The sequence below is a fragment of the Streptomyces sp. L2 genome, assembly GCF_004124325.1.
GTDB lineage: Bacteria > Actinomycetota > Actinomycetes > Streptomycetales > Streptomycetaceae > Streptomyces.
This window is the reverse complement of sequence record NZ_QBDT01000001.1, coordinates 5,559,689-5,576,595: the sequence shown is the minus strand read 5'-3', so window position 1 is coordinate 5,576,595 and position 16,907 is coordinate 5,559,689. Positions and strand designations below refer to the sequence as shown.

General features: G+C 75.1%; 8 protein-coding genes and 2 pseudogenes. 8 read left to right on the top strand and 2 right to left on the bottom strand.

Annotated features, from left to right (window positions below; translation table 11 throughout):
- Nucleotides 1-14 precede the first annotated feature (14 nt).
- Nucleotides 15-446: pseudogene (locus DBP14_RS36435) on the bottom strand (SDR family NAD(P)-dependent oxidoreductase); the annotation flags it as partial.
- Nucleotides 447-450: 4 nt separating this feature from the next.
- Here DBP14_RS36435 and DBP14_RS36430 point away from each other — a divergent pair.
- The 4 genes and pseudogenes from DBP14_RS36430 to DBP14_RS24835 form a co-directional block, all read left to right on the top strand.
- Nucleotides 451-810: pseudogene (locus DBP14_RS36430) on the top strand (LysR substrate-binding domain-containing protein); the annotation flags it as partial.
- Nucleotides 811-866: 56 nt separating this feature from the next.
- Complete coding sequence (locus DBP14_RS24845; protein ID WP_129312078.1) at nt 867-1,928, top strand: MerR family transcriptional regulator; 1,062 nt, start codon at nt 867-869, stop codon at nt 1,926-1,928.
- A 75-nt stretch (nt 1,929-2,003) separates the two neighbouring features.
- Complete coding sequence (locus DBP14_RS24840) at nt 2,004-3,473, top strand: acyl-CoA synthetase (protein WP_129309329.1); 1,470 nt, start codon at nt 2,004-2,006, stop codon at nt 3,471-3,473.
- Nucleotides 3,466-4,947 (top strand): carboxyl transferase domain-containing protein, encoded by a 1,482-nt coding sequence (locus DBP14_RS24835; RefSeq protein ID WP_129309328.1) that lies wholly within the window; start codon nt 3,466-3,468, stop codon nt 4,945-4,947. The genes DBP14_RS24840 and DBP14_RS24835 overlap by 8 nt, the downstream gene beginning before the upstream one ends.
- A gap of 13 nt (nt 4,948-4,960) precedes the next feature.
- On the opposite strand, the gene DBP14_RS24830 is transcribed toward DBP14_RS24835, so the two are convergent.
- A complete protein-coding gene (locus DBP14_RS24830; protein ID WP_129309327.1) occupies nt 4,961-8,602 on the bottom strand; it encodes a S8 family serine peptidase in 3,642 nt (1,213 codons plus the stop codon).
- Nucleotides 8,603-8,852: 250 nt separating this feature from the next.
- Here DBP14_RS24830 and DBP14_RS24825 point away from each other — a divergent pair, with 250 nt between their 5' ends.
- From DBP14_RS24825 to DBP14_RS24805, 4 genes are read left to right on the top strand one after another with little or no spacing between them, the layout of a single operon-like run.
- Nucleotides 8,853-9,314 (top strand): CU044_2847 family protein, encoded by a 462-nt coding sequence (locus DBP14_RS24825; protein WP_241741029.1) that lies wholly within the window; start codon nt 8,853-8,855, stop codon nt 9,312-9,314.
- Complete coding sequence (locus DBP14_RS24815; RefSeq protein WP_129309325.1) at nt 9,311-11,032, top strand: trypsin-like peptidase domain-containing protein; 1,722 nt, start codon at nt 9,311-9,313, stop codon at nt 11,030-11,032. The genes DBP14_RS24825 and DBP14_RS24815 overlap by 4 nt, the downstream gene beginning before the upstream one ends.
- Nucleotides 11,033-11,067: 35 nt before the next feature.
- Nucleotides 11,068-12,102, top strand: coding sequence for a MoxR family ATPase (locus DBP14_RS24810; protein WP_129309324.1), 1,035 nt, complete (start codon nt 11,068-11,070; stop codon nt 12,100-12,102).
- Nucleotides 12,092-16,885 (top strand): SAV_2336 N-terminal domain-related protein, encoded by a 4,794-nt coding sequence (locus DBP14_RS24805; protein WP_129309323.1) that lies wholly within the window; start codon nt 12,092-12,094, stop codon nt 16,883-16,885. The genes DBP14_RS24810 and DBP14_RS24805 overlap by 11 nt, the downstream gene beginning before the upstream one ends.
- Nucleotides 16,886-16,907 lie beyond the last annotated feature (22 nt).

The window sequence follows — 16,907 nt, the reverse complement described above, 5'->3', positions numbered from 1 at the left end:
CCCGTCGGCCTCGCTCAGACGTCGAACCCCGTCGCCCTCGTCCGCTTCTCCCAAGCGGTCACCTCGTCCCGGACCTGGTCGAGGTGGGCCAGTACCGCGCTCACCCCGTCGTCGCCGCCCTCGACGGCCTCCCGGGTCACGGCCACCTTCGGGTACAGACCGCTGTCCCCGCTGACCCCGGCCCGGCCGGTGCCGAACAGCGAGGTCCGGAACGCGCCCGGCTCCACGACGAGCACCTTGACGCCGTACTCGGCGACCTCGTCGGCCAGCGCCTCCGACATGCCCTCCAGGGCGAACTTCGTCGCGCTGTAGGCGCCGAAACCGGCGAAGGAGAGCTGCCCGCCCATGCTGCTCATCCGCACGATCGCGCCCGAGCGCCGCTCCCTCATGTGCGGCAGCACCGCCCGGACCAGCGCCGCCGGGCCGAAGACGTGCACCTCGAACAGGTCCGCCGACCTGCTCGACGAGCCGTTCCTCGCCCTGCCGAGGAGCGCCGGTCCGCTGCGTGACCACTGGCTCGCGCTGGACGCGCGGGCGGGCCGGGCCCCGCGCGTCGGGGCGGAGATCGCCGGGGCCGAGGAGACGTACGAGGCGCTCGTCGCCGGCCTCGGCGTCTGCCTGGTGGCCGCGGGCAACGCGCCGCTGCTCACCCGGGGCGGCGTCACCACCCGCCCGGTCCGCGGCCTCGGCCCCAGCCGCTACGCGCTGGCCTGGCGCCGCGAGGACACCGACCGGCCACTGGTCCGGGCCTGCGCCGACGCCTGCCGGGCCACGACCGGGATTTCCGGGGAACCGGCGCCACCCGTTTGACCTTCACCTTCGGGGAAGCCCCAGCATCGGTGGCGGACGCGAGGAACGAGGAGTTCATGGACCTGCTCACGATCGGCGCCTTCGCCAGGGCCTGCCGGCTGTCACCGAAGGCGCTGCGGCTCTACGACGAGCTGGAGCTGCTGCGGCCCGCCCGGGTCGACCCGGACACCGGCTACCGCTACTACGCCACCGCCCAGCTGCGGCAGGCCCGGCTGGTGGCCTGGCTGCGGCGGCTGGGCATGCCGCTGGCGGAGATCCGCACGGTGTGCGCGCTCGGCGCGGAGGACGCGGCGCGGGAGATCCGGGCCTACTGGGCGCGGGTGGAGGCCGAGACCGCCGTACGGCGTGATCTCGCCTCGGTTCTCGTCGACCATCTGACCGGAGAGTCGAGAAAGGAACCGACCATCATGCTGGAACTGCGGTATTCCGCCCACTCCGACCGCGGGCTGGTGCGCCCGGCCAACCAGGACGCGGTGTACGCGGGGCGCCGGCTGCTCGCCGTGGCCGACGGGTGCGGGCCGGCGGGGGCGCACGCGAGCAGCGCCGCCGTGGAGGCGCTGCGCTTCCTCGACGAGGGCGAGGAGCTGGCCGCCGGGAGCGTGCTGAACCTGCTGGAGGACGCGGTCCGCTCCGCCGACGAGGCCGTCCAGGACCTGGCGGACGGCGACGGTGACGTCGGCACGACGCTGACCGCGCTGCTGTGGACCGGGTCGACGCTGGCGCTCGTCCACATCGGGGACTCGCGGGCGTATCTACTCCGGGACGGCGCACTGTTCCGGATCACCGACGACCACAGCGTGGTGCAGTCGCTGATCGACGAGGGGCGGCTGACACCGGAGGAGGCGGAGAGTCATCCGCAGCGGGCCATGCTGCTCAAGGCGCTGGGCGCTCCGGGACCGGCGGCCGTTCCCGACGTGCGCCTGCAGGAGGCCCGGGCCGGCGACCGGTACCTGCTGTGCTCGGACGGGCTGACCCGCGTGGTCCCGGACGAGCGGATCGGGGAGCTGCTGGCGGCGGAGGATCCCGTACGGACCCTGGTCGAGGAGGCGAACGCGGCGGGCGGCCCCGACAACGTGAGCTGTGTGGTGGCCGATGTGGTGCTTCCCACCCACCCGTGACTGTCGGGTAGCGGTGGCCCCGCCTGGTGTAGGAAGGATGTTGTCTGTCGTTCCTACGGCTAAGGAGTGCGCCGCGTGTCCTCCCTCTTTCCCGCCCTGGTGGACGGCCCGCGCGAGAAGATCGCCCTGCGGTTCGGCGAACGGTCGTTGACGTACGGCGAACTCGGGGCCGCCGCAGGCGCGGTCGCCGCACGGGTGCGGGGCACCGGCCGGGTCGCCGTGTGGGCGACACCGGAACTGGAGACCGCGGTCGCCGTGACGGGCACGCTGCTCGCCGGGGTGGCCGCGGTGCCGCTGAACCCGAAGTCGGGCGAGAAGGAACTGGCCCACATCCTGTCCGACAGCGCGCCGGGGATGATCCTCGCCGCTCCGGGCGCCGAACTCCCCGCCGTGGTGGGCGATATGGAGCGCGTTGACGTCGACAGCCCGCGCAGCGGGGATCTGCCCGCCGGAACAGCCTTCGCCGGTGTCTCCCTCTCCGACTCCGACGAGGACCCGGCGCTGATCGTCTACACCTCCGGCACGACCGGCCCGCCCAAGGGCGCCGTCATTCCGCGCCGGGCCCTGGCCACCACGCTGGACGCGCTGGCCGACGCCTGGCAGTGGACCGGGGACGACGTGCTGGTGCAGGCGCTGCCCCTGTTCCACGTGCACGGGCTGGTGCTGGGCATCCTGGGCCCGCTGAGGCGGGGCGGGTCGGTACGGCACCTGGGGCGGTTCAGCACCGAGGGCGTGGCCCGGGAGCTGGCCGACGGCGCGACCATGCTGTTCGGGGTGCCGACGATGTACCACCGCATCGCGGAGGCCCTGCCGGACGATCCCGAGCTGGCCAAGGCCCTCGGCCGGGCCCGGCTGCTGGTGTCCGGCTCGGCCGCGCTGCCCGTGCACGACCACGAGCGGATCGCGGCGGCCACCGGGCGGCGGGTGATCGAGCGGTACGGCATGACCGAGACCCTGATGAACACGGCGATGCGGGCCGACGGCGAGGCCCGCGCGGGCACGGTGGGCCCGCCGCTGCCGGGCGTCGAGCTGCGCCTGGTGGAGGAGGACGGCACCGAGGTCGCCGCGTACGACGGGGAGAGCGTCGGCGAGATCCAGGTGCGCGGGCCGAACCTGTTCACCGGGTATCTGAACCGGCCGGACGCCACGGCCGCCGCGTTCACCGCCGACGGCTGGTTCCGCACCGGGGACGTGGCGGTGCGCGAGGCCGACGGGTACGTCCGCATCGTCGGCCGCAAGGCCACCGACCTGATCAAGAGCGGGGGTTACAAGATCGGGGCCGGTGAGATCGAGAACGCGCTGCTGGAGCACGCGGGGGTGCGGGAGGCCGCGGTCACCGGCGAGCCGGACCCGGACCTCGGGGAGCGGATCGTGGCCTGGATCGTTCCGGTGGACCGGGAAGTGCCGCCGTCCACCGAGGAGTTGGCGGAACACGTGACCCGGCGGCTCGCCCCGCACAAGCGGCCGCGCGTGGTCCGCTACCTGGACGCGCTGCCCCGCAACGACATGGGGAAGATCATGAAGCGGGCGCTGGCCGATGGCTGAGCGTCTGTCGGCACGGGAGATACTCGCACTGGTCGCGGACGAGGCGACCTTCCGCGAACTACCCTCGCCCGAACGGGAGTCGAAGGCGGACGGGCCGCTCGGCTGGCAGGGCTACGACGCCGCGCGCGCCCGCGCCACCGAGCGGACCGGCGAGGAGGAGTCCGTCGTCTGCGGCACCGCGAGCGTCCTGGGCACCCCGGCCGTGCTGATCGCCTTCGAGTTCGGCTTCCTCGGCGGCTCGCTGGGCGAACGCACCGGCGACCGGCTGGAGGCGGCCTACACGCACGCGCGGGAGCACCGGCTGCCGGTCGTGCCGCTGGTCGCCACGGGTGGCAGCCGGATGCAGGAGGGCATGTTCGCGCTCACCCAACTCCAGCGGGTGGCCCGCCAGTCGACGCTCACCCGGGAGGCCGGGCTGCCGCAGATCGCCGTGCTCCGGGACCCCACGACCGGCGGCGGCTGGGCCACGCTGGGCGCGGGAGCCGACGTCACCCTGGCCCTCCCGGACGCCCAGGTCGGCTTCGCCGGCTCCCGGGTGCGCCCCGCGGACGCCGACCCGGCGGCCTACACGGCCGAGGCCCAGCTGGCGGCGGGCTCCGCGGACGCGGTGGTCCCGCCGGGGAAGCTGCGGGACACCCTGGGGCTGTGGCTACGGCTGCTCACGCCGGCGGCCGGCCGGGCGCCGGCGTCTCACGCCCCGCCCGGACCGACCACCGGCGGCTCCGCGGTGCCCGACGCGGACGCGGCGTGCGCTGATCCCGCTCCGGCGCCCCAGAGCCCCGGCGCTCCCACCCCGGACGCGGGCCGCGCCGAGCCGGCGCCCGTCCCCGACGCCCTCGGCGCCGCCGGTCTGCCCGGCACCGGGTGGGAGGCCGTCGTACGGGCCCGGTCGGCTCGGCGGCCCCGGGCGCACGCCTATCTGGACGCCTACTTCGAGCAGCGGGTGCAGCTCAGCGGGGACCGGTGCGGGGGCACGGACGCCGAGGGCGTGCTGTGCGGGTTCGGGGAGCGGGACGGCCGTACGGTGGCGTACGCGGCGCAGACCGGGGCGGCCACCCGGCCCGCCGGCTACCGGACCGCGGCCCGGCTGATCCGCCTCGCGGACCGGCTGGGCATCCCGGTGCTGACCCTGGTGGACACGCCGGGCGCGGCCAACGACGCCGACGCGGAGCGGCAGGGGGCCGGGGCCGCGATCGCGGACGTGTTCGGGGCGGTCGCCGCCGCCCGGACCCCGGTCACCACGCTCGTCATCGGCGAGGGCGGCTCGGGCGGGGCGCTCGCGCTCGCCGCGCCCGGCAACACCTGGGCCACGCCGGACAGTTACTTCTCGGTGATCGCGCCGGAGCTGGCGGCGGCCATCCTCAAGCGCCCGCCGGAGCGGGTCGAGGAGACCGCCGATCAACTGCGGATCCGGCCGCAGGACCTGCTCGAACTGGGGGTGATCCGCGGGATCGCGGGCCACCCCCGGTCCTAGGAGTCCTTCAGGGTCACTTCACCGCGACCGCCCGGATGATCTCCTGGGTCACCGAGCCGCCCTTGTCGTCGTGGGCCGAGGCCCGCAGGGAGACGGACGTGGCGTTACGGGGCACGGTGAGCGTGCCGTGCCAGGCGGCGCCGGGGCGGTCGGTGAGCCGTACCGGGTGCCAGGTCGTGCCGTCGTCGTACGACACGTCGAGCCGGCCGCCGCCGAGCGTCCCGGTGCCGGCGGCGCCCGTCACGTACTGGGCGCCGAGCCCGACGCCCAGCCGGTGTCCGGCGCGCACGGCGCCCGCGAGGTCGGTGGGGACGTCGAAGGCGAGGTTGATCAGCGGCAGATAGGTGGCGTGGTCCTCCGGGGTGGCGGCCGAGCGGAACGTCCACTCGGTGTGGCCCCGGGTGGCGAGGGCCCAGTGGCCGGGGTCCAGGGCGGTGTCGGTGACGACCTTGTAGGTGTGCTCGTCGGCGGGCGCGTCCCAGACGTACGCCCCCGAGCTGGTCCTCCGGTCGACGAGGGTGCCGTCAAGGTAGACGGAGGTGGTCTGGCTCATGCCGTTGCCCTCGGTCCACACGTCTCCGAAGCCGGTGTGGTCGGGCCCGGAGTCGCCCCAGCCGGGGGTGTTCAACTGGATCTGGTTTCCGGTGCGTTGCTGGCCCCAGCCGAGTCCGGTGCCCAGCCACGGGTGCCACACGGGCCGGAACCAGTCCAGCACCGGGCGCGATCCGCCGTCGTAGCGGACCAGGCCGCTGCGCTCCTCCAGGGCGCCGTCGCGGAGGGTGACGGACTCGTGCCAGAGCTGGCCGGGGCCGGTGGACACGTAGTCGGTGCGCTCGGCGGGGAGGTCGACGCGTTCCTGGAAGCCGAGGCCGATGGGGAAGGTGCCGGTGATCGAGTACCGGAACTCGCCGCCGCTCTCGGGCCGGGCCGCGTGGAACCGGACATGTACGGCGGCGAGTTGGCGGCGGGTGGGCCGGTAGGTGAGGTCGCGGTCCGGAATCGCGCCCCGGTGTCCCTCGGACAGGTCGTACACGTACGGCGAGTTGCGGGTGCCGGACATGTCGACGCGCTTGGCCGCCCGCAGCCGGGCGGCGTCGGCCGCGTTCACCGTGGCGATCTGCAGCGGCCGGTCGGCGTTGTCGTCGGTGCCCCACCAGGCCATCAGCCGGCCGGGCGCGTCGTCGGTGACGAACAGTGCCTTCGCGCCCGCGTCCTGCGCTGCCTGGGCGAGCGCGGCCGGATCGGCGCCGTCGGCGAGGCGGGCGAGGACCGCCTCGCCGGCCACACCGGTGAGCGGGCCGTCCCCGACGTCCACGAGCGGCAGCTTGGTGCGGCCCTCGATCAGGGTGCCGCCGGCCTGCACGGTCGCCTCACCGATGCCCCGGACCTCCAGCTGGGGCTTGGCGAGCCGCCACACCGTCCGGTACTCGAAGCTGCCCTGCGTGACCTTCCTGGTGGGCGCGGCGAAGACGCTGTCGTAGGTGAGCGGCACCTGGACGGCGCCGAACAGGTCGGCGCCGTTCCCCTTGCGGTCGTACTCCATGAGGAGCTGGTGGGTCTCCGTGCGCTGGGCCACCTCGGCCTTCACCTCGCGCAACGTCCGGCCGTCGAGGGTGACTTCACGGTCGCGGTCGAGGGTGATGCCGGGGGCGGCGAGGAAGCCGAGCCCCAGGGAGTCGGCGCCGTGGCTGCCGCGCACGTCGAGGAAGGAGGCCACGGCGTAGGTGCCGGGCTTCAGGCGCAACTTCAGGGTGCCGGAGTCGCCGACGTGCTCGGGGAAGGCGTCGGCGCCCTCGGCGAGCTGCTGCACGGTGAGGTCGGCGGCCGCGGGCGCCCCGGAGCGGTCCTTGACGTGCACGGTGAGCGTGTACCGCTCGTCCTCCTTCACCAGCCCGAACACGGTGTGCGCGAGGGTCGTGCCGGTCTCGTCGGCGGCGACGATCTGCCCGCTGGTCTCGCCGACCGGCGCCGTGGAGCCGTCCGAGGTGACGGTGGTGGACGCGCTGCCGTGCGCGGGAACGGTGAGCGCGGAGTCCGCGAGGGTGGCGACACCGGCGGGGGCGCCGCGCACGGACAGCGTCAGCCGGATGTCCGCGTCAGAGGAGTTGGTGTAGGTGAGGGTGCGGGTGACGGGCTGGTTCGCGTCGTACGGCCACGAGTAGAAGCCGAGGTCTGCGCTGCCCGTGGCGGTGATCCGGGCGCCGATCGCGTCCGGGACGCTGACCCGCCCGGCGCCCAGGAGGTAGGCGGAGGCATCGAGTTGCTTCGAGGAGGACATCAGGGCGTCCTTCAGCCGGGCGCCGGTCCAGTCGGGGTGCTCCTCGGCGAGCAGGGCGGCCACCCCGGCGACGTGCGGGGTCGCCATGGAGGTGCCGCTCATCGTGGTGTAGTAGCCGTCGCCGGGGACGAGTTGGGAGCGGGCGGCGAGGATGTCGACGCCGGGCGCGGAGAGGTCCGGCTTGAGGGCGTTGTCGCCGTACCGGGGGCCCGCGCTGGTGAAGTAGGCGGCCTGGTCGGAGGCGTCCACCGCGCCGACGGTGAGGGCCGCGTCGGCGGCGCCGGGCGAGCCGATCGAGGAAGGTGCGCCGGTGTTGCCGGCGGCGATGACGAAGAGGGCGCCGGTCTCCTTGGAGAGGGTGTTCACGGCCTGGGCCATCGGGTCGGTGCCGTCGCTGGGCTCGGTCGAGCCGAGGCTCATGGAGACGATCCTGGCGTGCACGTCCCGGGCCGCCCACTCCATGCCGGCGATGATCTGCGACTCGCTGCCCGAGCCCGCGTCGTCGAGCACCTTGCCGACCGCGAGCGTGGCCCCGGGCGCGACCCCCTTCTCCTTGCCGTCGGACGCGGCGCCGCTGCCGCCGACGGTGGAGGTGACGTGGGTGCCGTGGCCGTTGCGGTCGGCGACCTCCTCGCCGTCGATGAAGCTCTTGCTGGTCGCGACCCGGCCCGCGAGGTCGGGATGGCTCAGATCGGCACCGGAGTCGAGGACGGCTACCGTGACGCCCTTGCCGGTCAGGCCCGCGTCCCAGGCCGACGGGGTGCCGATCTGGGCGTTGCTCTCGGCCATGACACCCTTGACCTTGCCGTCCAGCCAGACCTTGGCGACACCGGATCCGTGCGTGAACGACCGCCAGAACGTGCGCCCCTTGCCGGCCTCGACGGCGGCCCCGTGCAGGGCGGCCAGGGTGCGGGTCCGCTCGGTACCGGGCGGGGTGGCCGCGCGGGCGCTCCTGCCGTACGTCACGATCAGCGGCAGCGTCTTCGCCCTCGCGTCGGTGAGGCCCTGCCGGATGAGCCCGCTCACGTCGAACAGCCGCCGGTCCAGGGTGCCGGCCCGCAGGTACGGCAGCGCCTCGTCCGGTACGACGGTGAGGTCGCCGTCGCTCGACCGGGTCCGGACGGCACCGGTGGCACCGGGGGGCCGCTGGACGGTGACCGTCCGCCTGCCGTGCCCGAGGCCGGTGACGGTCACCTTGTCACCGGTGAGCAGGGTGACGGTGGTGGGACGGCCGCGCGGGCTGTCATGGCCGGAGGGGGCGGGCCGGGGTCTGGAACCGCTCAAGTCGCCGGTGATCGCCGCCGCTTGGCCCGACGGCAGCAGGGCGAGCACGAGCCCCGCCGACAGCAGGGCGGCGCCGCGTCCGATCGATGTCATCCACGCCTCTTCTCGGTCCGGGTGCGGTACGTCTGTCCGAGTGCGTTCGTGTGCTGTGCGCTGCTGATGAGTGTCATGTGCCGCCCGAGCAAGGGGTGTTGAGCGTTCCTGGCGGGAAGGCGTCCTGGCGGGTTCCCGCCAGCCGCCATCTGGGCGGGGCGAGGAGTGCGGAACAGTACGGGACATCGCCACGCCCCTTCGGCCACAATGGAGTTGGCCGGGCACGACAGCACGGGGGGCGGACAGCGTCATGGGCAAGCTGGTGGAGTTCACCACGGACGACGGCGTGGTCGTCGTCGTGGAGACGGCGGATCCGGCGACCGGCACCCGGCTCGTCTCGCGCGGCGAGAATCCCGCCGCCCAGGCCACCCGCACCTTCGAGGGCGCGCTGGACTCGGTCCGCGCGGCGGCCCACTCCGCCCTGAGCGTCTTCCGGGACGGCGCCCTGCGCCCCGACTCCGTCGAGCTGGAGTTCGGCGTGAAGCTGAGCGCGGAGGCCGGCGCGATCATCGCCAAGGGGGCGGCGGAGGGTCAACTGGTGGTGCGTCTGGGGTGGAACTCGGCGGACTCGGCGGATTCGGGAGACTCGGCGGACTCGGCGGCCTCGGCCGATGCGGTGGACCCGGCGGACTCTGCGGACTCGACGGACTCGGCGGCCTCCGCGGACAGCGGCGCTGCGGAACCCGTCCCGGGACCCTCCCCCCGCTCATGAGGGGCCCCACCTGGCACGCGCGGATCGAGTGCGGGGGGATGGTGCTCGGCGCCGGCTTTCTGGTGGCCCCCAGCACCGTGCTGACCTGCGCGCATGTCGTGCGGGCCAGGGACGCCGGGATCACCGTGTCCTTCCCTGGGCGACCCGACCTCCCGGGGGTGACCGCGAGCGTGGCCGTGGACGGCGGCTGGGCAGGCGGGGTCACCGACCCCGGCGACCTCGCCGTGCTGCGGCTGGCCGACCAGGTCCCGCTGTGCCCCGCCGCCTTCGCCCCGCCCGGCTCCGAACAGGGCCTGCCCGCACCGCCGTTGGTGGCGTACGGCTTCCCGGACGGCTTTCCCGAGGGCCAGCTCGCCGAGTACCGTGCCGTCTCCGCGACCCGCATCGCCGACCAGTGGCTGCAGCTGGAGGCCGTCACCGGGCACGGTCAGCCGCTGGCCCCGGGCTTCAGCGGGGCGGCGCTGGCGCTGAAGGACGGGCGGGTCGTCGGCATGGTCACCCAGATCGCGGGCGAGGAGGGCGTCCGGGTCGCCCGGATGCTGCCCACCGAGGTGCTGGCCCGCTACTGGCCCGGCCTGCGGGACCGGGTCCCGGCCCGCGTGGAGTACGAGCACCTGGCGCGGCGGCTGCACGGGCTGGTGCGGCGGGCGGAGGCGGCCCAACTGGCCTGCGCACCGGAGCAGTTGTTCGTGGACGCCGTCGGTGACTTCGGGCCGGAGGTGCCGCCCGGCGGGTTCCCCTCGCTACGGGAGGCCGCCGCCTATGTGCAGTGGGAGGTGGACGAACCGGCCGAGGCGCTGGGGCGGTTCGCCGACCGGCTCACGCACCTGCTGGACGGCCCCGCCTGCACGCCTTCCGTGCCGGACGCGGACACCCCTACCGCCGGCGCCTCCACCTCCACCGCCCGCGCCGGCGCCCCCGCCACCGACTGGGCGCCGATCCTGGTCGAGATCGACCGCAGCGGCGTGGGAGCCGACCAGGTCACGGTCTCCGTGTCGGCGTACCGCGAGGGCCGGCGCCGTCCGGTGGCGAGGGTCCGGCTGGACCGGGCCGAGATGCGGGAGTACATCCAGGCGGGCATCGAGGAGGCGTACGACCAGCTCGCCTTCGGCGCCGAGGAGTTGCTGGCCTTCGTGCTGCCCGAGGACCTGCTGAACCTGCCCGTGGCACAGTGGCCGTGCCGGGCGGACGACTCCACCCCGCTGGGGTGCGCCGCCCCCGTGGTGGTCACCGACCGTTCGCGGCTCCACGGGAGGCTGCGCCACCACCTCGGCAAGCAGTGGCGGAAGCTGGCGCGGGACCCGTTCGCGCCCCTGCACCGCGTCGGCTGCGGCGCCCTGGAGGAACCCGCGGGCCTGCGCCGGCGCCTGCGGGAGAAGGACGCCGGCCTCGCCGGGTTCGGCGCCCCGCCGGACGCCGTACCGGAGCAGTTCAAGGTGAGCCTGAACATGCCCGTCCCGGTCCTGCTGTGGCCGCGCTCCGGCTGCGCCGGCTCCGCCGGGCACACCGAGCCCTGTGCCGGCACCGCCTTCCTCGACGCCGTGTCCCCGCACGTCGAGGGGGTCGCTGCGACCGAACTCCCGCACCGGATCAAGGAGCTGCGCGAGGAGGCGGCGGCGGAGCCGGAGCGGCACTGGGCGCATGACGTGCAGCTGCTGTGGGACGACCCCCGCTGCTTCCCCGAGCCGGCCGCCAGCCTGCACTCCCCCGTCGCCTGAGACCCGCAGAACCCACGGAAGAAGGACCGCGTCCCATGCCCCTGTGGCCCGTGTACACCGGCACGAAGGAGCCGCACGACGGCATCGACCTGCTGCCCGCGCCGCCGCCCTGGCGTGCCTTCGACGGCGGTCCCGCGCTGGACACGCCCGCCGACGACGCCGACACGGCGGCCACCTCCCCCGACCGCACGCACCGCGCCGCGACCTACCGCGCGACCCCGCAGACCGTCCAGCTGGTCAACGCCGCCCTCTATCTGCGCCGCCCCCTGCTGGTGACCGGCCCGCCCGGCACCGGCAAGTCCTCGCTGGCCTACGCGGTGGCCCGCGAGCTGCGGCTCGGCCCGGTCCTGCGCTGGAACATCACCAGCCGCAGCACCCTGCACGACGGCCTCTACCAGTACGACCCGCTGTCCCGTCTGTACGCGGCCCGGCAGGCCGCCGCCCGCACCGGGCCCGGCGACGCCCGCGCGCCCGAGTCCGGCATCGAGGACCATCTGCGCCTCGGCCCCCTCGGCACCGCGCTCCTCCCCTACGGCCGCCCGCGCGCCCTGCTCATCGACGAGATCGACAAGAGCGACCTGGACCTGCCCAACGACCTGCTGAACGTGCTGGAGGAGGGCCAGTACGAGATCCCCGAGCTGGTCCGCGCGCCCGGCGGCGCCGCCGGGCGCGCGGAGGTCATGGTGGACGGCACGCACGACCGGGTCGCCGTCGAGCGCGGCCGGGTCCGCTGCCGGGCCTTTCCGTTCGTCGTGCTGACCAGCAACGGCGAGCGGGAGTTCCCGCCCGCCTTCCTGCGCCGCTGCGTCACCCTGCGGCTGCGCCAGCCCGACGACGCCCAGCTCGCCGGCATCGTCCGCGCCCACTTCGACGGCGAGCCCGACGCGTACGCCGAGACCCTGATCGGCCGCTTCCTGGCCCGGGCGGGCGGCGGCGACCTGGCCACGGACCAGCTGCTCAACGCGATCTACCTGGCCCGGTCCTCCGACCTGGCCGCCGAGTCGCTGGACGAGCTGGCCCAGCAGCTGATGCCGTACCTCGGTGAGGCCCGCCGCCCCGATGCCTTCTGACCACGCCGGTCCACCGGACCCGCTCGCCCGCCTCGCCGATGTGCTGGCCGAGGCGGGCGGCGGCGTGCGCCCCACCCCGCTGGAACTGGCGGAACTGCTGTGGCTGGCCCGGCGGATGGAGCCGCCGGCCGACGGTGACGCCGCCGCCCTGTCCGCCGAGCCCGAACGGCCCCCGCGGACATCCCCGGAGGACACTCCGCAGGACCCCCCGGTCCCGCCCCTCCCGCCCCCGGACCACACCCCGCCCGTGGATCCGCCCGCCGCACCGGCCGACCCCGTCCCGCTGCACCTGCCCGACCCGGGCGCGCGGACCGGCCCGTACGCCTCCCTCCTCGCGCCCGCACCGCCGATGCTGCGGCACCCGCTGGGCCTCCAGCGCGCTCTGCGCCCCCTCAAACGGCACACGGACGCCCCCACCGGTCACCGGCTGGACGAGGGGGCGACGGCCGACCGCATCGCCCGCCTCGGCGCCGCACCCGAGTGGTGGCTGCCGGTGCTCGGCCCCGCCCGCGAACGCTGGCTGCGGCTGAACCTGGTGCACGACACGGGGCCGACCATGCCGGTCTGGCGCCCCTTGGTCCGCGAACTGCACACCGCGCTCGCCCAGTCGGGCGTGTTCCGCACGATCACCCTGGCCGCAGCGGGTGCCGACGGCACCGCCCCCGGGGTGCCCGCCCCCGCCGACGGCCGCACGGTCACGCTGGTCGTCAGCGACTGCATGGGAGCGCAGTGGCGGCCGGGCGAGGCGGGCACCCGCTGGCAGCGGACGCTGCGCCACTGGGCGTCCCGAATGCCCGTGGCCGTCGTACAGCCGCTGCCCGAGCACCTGTGGCGGGACACGGCCCTGCCGGCCGAGCCGGGTCTGCTGACGGCCCCGTTCCGGGCCGCACCCTCGGCCACGCTGGCGTTCACTCCCTACGACGGCGATCCGACCGCCCCCGACACCGACCCCGACACCGACGCCGACCGGCACGCCGTCCCGCTGCCGGTCCTGGAGCCGGTGCCGGACTGGCTGGCGAACTGGGCGAAGCTGCTGGCCTCGCCCGGTGGGGTCGCCCTCCCGGGCTCGGCGGCCCTCCTCGGCCGCCGTCCCGACCCGGCGACCCGGACCGACCTGGCCCGGCTGTCCCCGGAGGACCTGGTCCTGCGCTTCCGCGCGACCTCCTCCCGGGCGGCCTTCCGGCTGGCCGGCCATCTGGCCCTCGGCCGCCCCCACCTGCCGGTGATGCGCCTGGTGCAACGGGCGGTCGAACCCGATCCGCGCCCCCAGCACCTGGCCGAGGTGATCCTCAGCGGCCTGCTGACCACGGCCCCGGGCCCACCGGGCTCGTACACGTTCCGGCCCGGCGTCCAGGACCTGCTGCTGCGCGGCCTGCCCCGCTCGGCCCGCGCCCGCACCAGCCAACTGCTCGCCCGGATGGGCGAGTTCATCGAGGAACGGGCCGGAACCACGCCGGGCGAGTTCCGGGCCGTGGCCCCGGCTGCGGCCGGCGCCAGCGGCTCGGCCACGGCGGACGGCGCCCCGTTCGCGACGGTCCGGCCGGAGAGCGTGCGGCGGCTGACCGGTAGGACGGAGGTGCCTCGGGCGCTGGGCGGCCGTTACCGGGTGATCCGGCCGCTGACGCCGACCGGGACGGTGTGGCTGGCCAAGGACCGCGAGGGGGACCGGACGGTGGCGGTACGGCTGCACGCGGCCGTCGGCGACCCCGCCCGGCGGGCGCGCTTCCTGTGGGCGGCCGAGCGCCTGAAAGCACTGCACCATCCGAACATCGTCACCGTCCACGACTTCGGGATCGAGGACGACGTGCCGTACGTGGTGATGGAGTACCTGGACGGCATTCCGCTGAACGCCTTGGCCGCGCCCGGGTATCAGCTGCCGGTACCGCTGACGGTTTCGGTCGGCCGACAACTGGCGGTGGCGCTCCGGGCGGTGCACGAGGCGGGCCTCAGTCATGGCGGCCTCGGCATGTCCCGCATCGTGCTCCTGCCCGACGGCACCGCCAAACTGACTCTCTTCGCCCTCGGCCGGGCCGGCGGCACCAGGGGTGTGGCGGAGGATCTGCGGGCCCTGTGCGAGGTGATGCTGCATCTGACCGCGGGCACCGCGCGATTGCGGCAACCCTTCCAGCCCGGGCAGCTCCGCAACCTGCCGTCCCGGTCGCGGCAGCACTACGCGTCGGCCCTCACCCTGCTGATGTCGTCCTCGCCCGAAGCGCAGGAGGAGGGCAGACGGCAACTGGCCGACGGGGCGGTGCGGCGGACCTCGGCCTCGGCGGAGTACGCACCACGGCGCTATCGCGCCCTCGGCCCGCTGACCGTCGAACGCGAGGGACGGGCAGGGCAGTTGGGCGGCCTCGACCGGGCGATGCTGGCGATGCTGCTGCTGCGGAACGGCCGCGTGGTGAGCCGCGCCGACCTGCGGGCCGGACTCTGGGACCCCGGCGAGCTGCCCCGCGGCGCGGACGCCGCCCTCGGCCGCACCGCCGCCCGGCTGACCACCGCCCTCGGTCCCGGCGCCCTGGCCACCCTCCCCGACGGATACGCCCTGCACACCAGCGCCGACCTGGTGGACCTGACGGACTGCACGGCCCTGGAGCTGGCGGCCACGACCCTGATGGGTCTCGGCTCCCGCCCGGACGCCCACGACGACCTCGGCTCCCTCCCCGAAGCCCGCGACCTCCTGGACCAGGCCCTCTCCCTCTGGCGCGGTGAGGAGCCCCTCGCCGACGTCCCCGGCCCCGCCGCCCGCGCCGCCCGCACCCGGCTGCTGCGGCTGCGGCACGCCCTGTATGTCAGGCGGGCCGAACTCGACCTGGAACTCGGCGAGTACGACCGCGCCGCCGCGGATCTCGCCGAGCTACTGCGCGCACACCCCGCCCGCGAGGACTACCGGCGGCTCCTGCTGGTCGCCCTCCAGAACCTGGGCCGCATCGACGAGGCGCTGGAGGTGTTCCAGGAGTACGAGTGGTCCGGCGGGGACAACCCCGAGCTGCTGGCCCTGGGCCACGAACTGCGCGGCGACTACGTCTACGGCGAGGACGCGGACGAAGACGCGGACGAAGACGCGGGCGAGGACGCGGGCTGGCAGCACCAGGCCCGGTACACCCCCTACCCGAACCGCCCGGAGGAGGGCGTCTTCCCCACGGAGGACGACCTGCCCTCGCTCCTGTACGGCGACGACCCGCCGGAGGCGGATGCGGAGCCGCTGCCGCGGGACGAGGTGCCGGAGGGCTTCCGTGTCGCCGTCCTGTTCCAATGCGGCCGGGCGGCCCCCGATCCCGACGACCGGGCCCTGCTGGGCAGGGCGGTCTCCAGGATGCTGGTGGCCGGGGGACTCGACCCCGCCGACTACGAGCTGTGGGAGCGGCCGGACGGCTACTCCCTGCTGCTGCGCGTCGGAGTGTCGGAACTCCCCCTCCTCGCCGTCACCTTGCGGGAGTTCGGGGACCGGGTCACCGAGACGGGAGGCCGGGGCTGGCGGGTGACGTTCGTCCACGCCCCGGGCGGTGACGGTGAGGACTGGCGGCCCGGGGCGGGCTGGGTCGACCGGGTCCGCGACGCGGGCGCCCAGGGCCTCGTCGCCGTCTCCGACTCGCTCAGGCGGGAACTGGCCGACAGCGGCTACGAGGGCCCCACGCTGCGCATGATCACCGCCGCCTCCCCGGACGACGGCTGGTATCTGCTCGCGCACGTCCCGCCCACCGAGAGCGTCTATCCGGTCCAGGGCCCCTTCCGGTTGCCCGCCCGGGTTCCGCTGCCCCCGCCCACCGGCGGCACCAGAAGCGTCGTGTACACCGCCTACGGTCCAGGGCTCACCATCCAGCGGCCCGCCACCCCCACGTTCTACTACGAGGTGGACCTCACCGAACGGCGCCTGGACGTGGAGGAGCCCGGCCCCACCGTCGGCGGGAGCCCGACGTTCCGGGTGGCAGGCGGGGCGAGCTGGCGGATCACCGACCCGATCGCCGCCGTACACCCCGGCAAGGGTTCGCTTGCCACCGCCGTCCTCACCGGGCACCTCCGCGAGTGCCTGAACGACGTCTGCACCTCCTACCCGCCCACGCACACCGGCCAGGCGGAGTCCGAGCTGCACGCCCGGCTGGCCCACCTGCCTCTCCCCGGGCACACCGTCCAGTGGTCCGTCCGCCTCACTCCGGCCCACGCCCCGGGCCTGCCCCCACAGCTGACGCGACCCGAGCACGCGCTCGCCCAGACCCTGCGCGCCGCCGACGCCGTACTCCTGGGATTCGACGGCACGCTGACCCGGCTCGCCGTGGACGCCGCTCATCTCGTCCACCGGTACGAACCCGCGGCGGCCGGTGACTGCGAGGACCCGCTGGAACTGCTGCGCGGCCCGGCGCGGCACCTGGCGGACCCGCGGCTGGCTCAGGAACTGACGGACCTGGAAGTGGCCGCGGCGGAGACTTCGGAGCCGGTCCGGTACGCCGACCTGCTGCTGCGCACCCTCGCCGGAGAGGGCATGCCGTTGGCTGTCGTCACCGACCGCTCGGCCGGTGCCGCGGCGACGTACCTCCGGCGGCGCCGTCTGCTGGACTGCCTGCCCGGCGGTGTGCACGGGCGGGACCCGCTCGGCACACCTGTGATCCCCGACCCCCGGCCCCTCCTCGGCGCCCTGCGGCAGCTCGGCGCCGACCGCCGCGCGGGCCTGCTGATCGGCTCGCTGGACGTCGAGCGGGACGCGGCCCGGGAGGCCGGCGTCCAGTTCCTCCGGGTCCAGCCCGCCAGTCTCCTCCCTCTGCTTCGCGCCGCGCGCACCCTCTGACCGGGGCGCGCCCGGGAACCGC

What these genes read in the sequence shown, in the direction of transcription:
- DBP14_RS24845 (WP_129312078.1), top strand. Translation starts at nt 867, where the DNA reads ATGGACCTGCTCACGATCGGCGCCTTCGCCAGGGCCTGCCGGCTGTCA.
- DBP14_RS24835 (WP_129309328.1), top strand. Translation starts at nt 3,466, where the DNA reads ATGGCTGAGCGTCTGTCGGCACGGGAGATACTCGCACTGGTCGCGGAC.
- DBP14_RS24830 (WP_129309327.1), bottom strand. Translation starts at nt 8,602, where the DNA reads ATGACATCGATCGGACGCGGCGCCGCCCTGCTGTCGGCGGGGCTCGTG.
- DBP14_RS24825 (WP_241741029.1), top strand. Translation starts at nt 8,853, where the DNA reads ATGGGCAAGCTGGTGGAGTTCACCACGGACGACGGCGTGGTCGTCGTC.
- DBP14_RS24815 (WP_129309325.1), top strand. Translation starts at nt 9,311, where the DNA reads ATGAGGGGCCCCACCTGGCACGCGCGGATCGAGTGCGGGGGGATGGTG.
- DBP14_RS24810 (WP_129309324.1), top strand. Translation starts at nt 11,068, where the DNA reads ATGCCCCTGTGGCCCGTGTACACCGGCACGAAGGAGCCGCACGACGGC.
- DBP14_RS24805 (WP_129309323.1), top strand. Translation starts at nt 12,092, where the DNA reads ATGCCTTCTGACCACGCCGGTCCACCGGACCCGCTCGCCCGCCTCGCC.